The organism is Saccharomonospora iraqiensis subsp. iraqiensis (assembly GCF_000430445.1).
In the GTDB taxonomy this organism is placed as follows: Bacteria; Actinomycetota; Actinomycetes; order Mycobacteriales; family Pseudonocardiaceae; genus Saccharomonospora; species Saccharomonospora iraqiensis.
In genome coordinates this window covers 13,440-16,667 of sequence record NZ_KE387038.1, presented here as the reverse complement: position 1 = coordinate 16,667, position 3,228 = coordinate 13,440, and the positions used below count along the sequence as shown (strand labels likewise).

Genomic DNA, 3,228 nt, shown 5'->3' with positions numbered 1-3,228 from the left:
TCGGGGCCAGGCCGGGCAGCGTGCGGGCGGCCCGGTCCCTGGCCCGGTTGGCGGCGCTGGGTGTGCGGGGCGTGCTCGACGACGACTGCTTCGCGGGCGAGTGCTACCGGACGAACCGTGCCCTGCTGGCCGCGCGACTGCCGGACGACGTCCCGGGCGTGTCGGTGTACTCGCGGCACGACACCGTGGCGCCGTGGCAGCTGTGCCAGGACCCGTGCGCCGAGGGCGTGGAGGTCACCAGCTCGCACGTGACGATGGGGCTCGACCCGGACGTCTACACCGCCGTCGACTCCCGGCTGCGGGCGTGGGCGCGCGACCGGCGGTGACCCGTCGGTGCGCCCTCACTCCTGCCCGGGTGCCGCACCGGCGGGGCGCAACGGAATGCTCTCCCCCCGCAGCACCGGTCGCACCCGGCTCGGCAGCCCCCGGGCGGCGACCTCGACGAGGAAGTTCGACAGCGGGGACGTGAACAGGCCGTAGTCGTCGTGGTGGACCGGGACCACCGCACCCGGTCGCAACAGCTGCAGCAGATCGGCCCCGTGCCGGTCGTTCATCGACAACCACAGGCCCAGCACCCGCGTACCGCCGAGGTGCAGGACCGCGACGTCGAGGTCGGGGAAACGCTCGTGGATCGGCCGCAGGGTGCGGTGCGGCATGGTGTCCCCGCTGAGGTAGAGCCGCAGGGTCTCGTCCCGGCCCGCGTCCGGGGCGGGACGGTACTCCAGGACGCTGCCCATCACCGGCGGCAACAGCAGGTGGTCCAGAACCGTCCCGGAGTGCCGGGCGGGCACGGCCGTCACCGTGAGGCCCGCCCCGTCCCGGGTGAGCGTGTGGTGGTGCCATGTCCGCAGGTCGCGGGTGTCCCGGAAGCCCGCCCGCCCGAGGGCACGGGCGGCGTGCGGGGTGGTCACGATCGGCAGGTCCCGGGACAGCTCCCGCCGCGCGACACGGTCGAAGTGGTCCCCGTGCAGGTGGGACAGCAGGACGGCGTCCAGGCCGGGCAGGTCGGCGGGCTGGGCGGCCGGTTCGGTGCGCCGACGGGTGTGCAGGCCGTGCCCGATGTGCACCCATTGGCCGCGGTGCAGGAAGTTCGGGTCGGTGAGGACCGTGAACGGACCCAGCCTGAGCAGTGCCGTGGCGTTCCCGATGAAGGTGAGCGTGTCGGGCCCGGGGTCGAGCAACGGTGCCCCTTCCCGTCCCGGGAGCGGGACTGTCGGTGACGACGGCGGGTGGCGCCCCGGCACCGCCGGGTGGTCACGGTGGTCCGACGTCGTGGACGCTGCCGGTGCGGCGCCGGGCGTGCACCTGACCGGGTCCCGGCCCCCACCGCGCCGCGAGCGCGTCCGCGACGGCGCCCGTGGTGCCCGCGTACACCGCCTTGTGCAGCACGTCGACGACCACTTCGTCGCGGGGCCAGGTCCACGGCGGGGCGCCCACCCCGGTGGCGTTCTCCAGGGTCTGGTCGTTGGTCAGCCGCACCACGAGGAACATCGCCGACGCCCACGGACCCCGCAGGCCCGCACCGGCCATCACACCGCGCAGCGTCCCCAGCAGGATCGCCTGGCCCACGTGCATCCCGAGGTTGGCCTTGCGGGACAGCCGGTTCGTGTCCGGCAGGCCCCGCAGTCGGCGCAGGGTCCGGGCGGGCACGAACGAGTCCGGGCGGCCGGTGCACCGTTGTTCGACCTTCTCCCCCACCGTCATGGCCGCGACCCCGACGGCACCCGAGACCAGGCCCACCGCGGCCGAACGGGTCCAGTGCATCCGGATTCGGTCTGTCGGCATACTTCCTCCCGCCTGTCGTCGACCCGCCCGAGGGGACGGCTCCCGTTCGTGGTGGGGTCCTCAGGCCGCGGTCGGTTCCCGTGCCGGTTCCCCGGCTGCACCGGCGCGGACCTCCGTGCGGCACGTCCCCGGGACGGACTCCCCGGACGAGGTCCGGTCCTGATGGTCCGGCGGGTCGCGCACGGTCCCGAGTGCGGCGTAGCAGGAGGGACACAGCACGCCTCCCTCCCGCACGGCGATGATCGTGGCCTCGCAGGGGTCACGGCAGTCGGCGCAGTGGAAGACGAGCACCCGCGCGAGACTGAACAGGTCCGCCTCGGGGCGGACCGGGTAGGACGCGAGCACCTCCACCGACGCACCGTCGCAGAACTCGAGGCGACGGTGCGCGTCGGCCCCGACACGGACGTGCCCCGGGCAGGCGACCCCGGCGCGGACCGCGTCGCCGGAGTCCCGGTCCGCCCCGGGCAGGGAGACGTCCGCGCTGTCCGCTCTGTCCGCGCTGTCCGCTCCGCGCACCGGGAGCTGCGGTACCAGGCTCATGGTGCGGACGTACCCCTGCCAGGTGGTCCGAAACAGCCACACACCGGTCACCGACGCCACCCGATCGATCCAGTCTCGCCGTGCCGGGCGACGTCCGACGTCGGCGCGTCACGGACGGTGTTCGGGCCGCTGTCCACCATCGGCGTGGCACGCCCCCGCCCGGTGGACCCCGGGTCAGACGATCCGTGCGGCGAGCCGGTCGGGGAACACGCGCTGCGCGGTGATCAGCTTCCCCCGGGCCCGGTCGAGGTCGAACCACCCGACCCGGTCCAGCTCGGGGAAGGTACGGACGGTCCCGGACCCCCGGGGCCATTCGAGTTCGAACGTGCCGGGCCGGACGGTGTCCGGGTCGAGATCACCGTGCAGCGCCCAGACGGCGACCGTCTTCCCGCCCGATTGCCGGACCTCCCCCAGAGGCAGCAGCTCCCCGGCGGGTGGCGGCAGGCCGAGCTCCTCCTCGAACTCCCGCCGGGCGGCGTCCTCGGGCCGCTCGTCGGGTCCGTACTCCCCCTTGGGCACCGTCCAGGCCCCGGCGTCCCGGCGGGTCCAGAACGGCCCGCCCATGTGCCCGAGCAGCACGTGGATGCCCTCCGGGGTCCGCCGGTAGAGCAGGATGCCCGCGCTGTGCCTGGCCACTCCGGCATTGTCCCGCAGGCCACAGGACGGTGACGACCCGAGTGGCCCGCGCGGTCAACCGTGGGAGGCGGGATCGCCGGCCGTGTGACCGGCCGTGGTCCCGGGCGTTCCCGCACCGTCGGCCCCGGCGGCGCGCGCCCGCAGTCGCTCGCGCTGCGGGACGACGGTGTACTTCGGGTCGGCGGCGGAGACCCGGCCCGCCTCGAAGGCACCCCACTTGGTCAGCGCGGAACCGGTCAGCAACGCCACGCCGGACAGGGCCGTGGC

4 protein-coding genes and 2 pseudogenes are annotated in these 3,228 nt (G+C 74.7%); 1 reads left to right on the top strand and 5 read right to left on the bottom strand.

Annotated features, from left to right (window positions below; all coding sequences use genetic code 11):
* Nucleotides 1-326 (top strand): annotated as a pseudogene (locus tag ACTIR_RS26160) (alpha/beta hydrolase); the annotation flags it as partial.
* A gap of 15 nt (nucleotides 327-341) precedes the next feature.
* Here ACTIR_RS26160 and ACTIR_RS0101835 read toward each other — a convergent pair.
* The 5 genes and pseudogenes from ACTIR_RS0101835 to ACTIR_RS27335 all read right to left on the bottom strand — a co-directional run.
* Nucleotides 342-1,181 (bottom strand): MBL fold metallo-hydrolase, encoded by an 840-nt coding sequence (locus ACTIR_RS0101835; RefSeq protein WP_026453010.1) that lies wholly within the window; start codon nucleotides 1,179-1,181, stop codon nucleotides 342-344.
* Nucleotides 1,182-1,254: 73 nt separating this feature from the next.
* Nucleotides 1,255-1,764, bottom strand: a complete 510-nt coding sequence (locus ACTIR_RS0101830) for a hypothetical protein (RefSeq protein WP_026453009.1) — start codon at nucleotides 1,762-1,764, stop codon at nucleotides 1,255-1,257.
* A gap of 81 nt (nucleotides 1,765-1,845) precedes the next feature.
* Complete coding sequence (locus ACTIR_RS27045) at nucleotides 1,846-2,367, bottom strand: hypothetical protein (RefSeq protein ID WP_154663636.1); 522 nt, start codon at nucleotides 2,365-2,367, stop codon at nucleotides 1,846-1,848.
* Nucleotides 2,368-2,499: 132 nt separating this feature from the next.
* Entirely contained in the window at nucleotides 2,500-2,961 is a 462-nt protein-coding gene (locus ACTIR_RS0101820) for an NUDIX domain-containing protein (protein WP_026453008.1), read from the bottom strand.
* 54 nt (nucleotides 2,962-3,015) lie between these two features.
* Nucleotides 3,016-3,228 (bottom strand): annotated as a pseudogene (locus tag ACTIR_RS27335) (NrfD/PsrC family molybdoenzyme membrane anchor subunit); the annotation flags it as partial.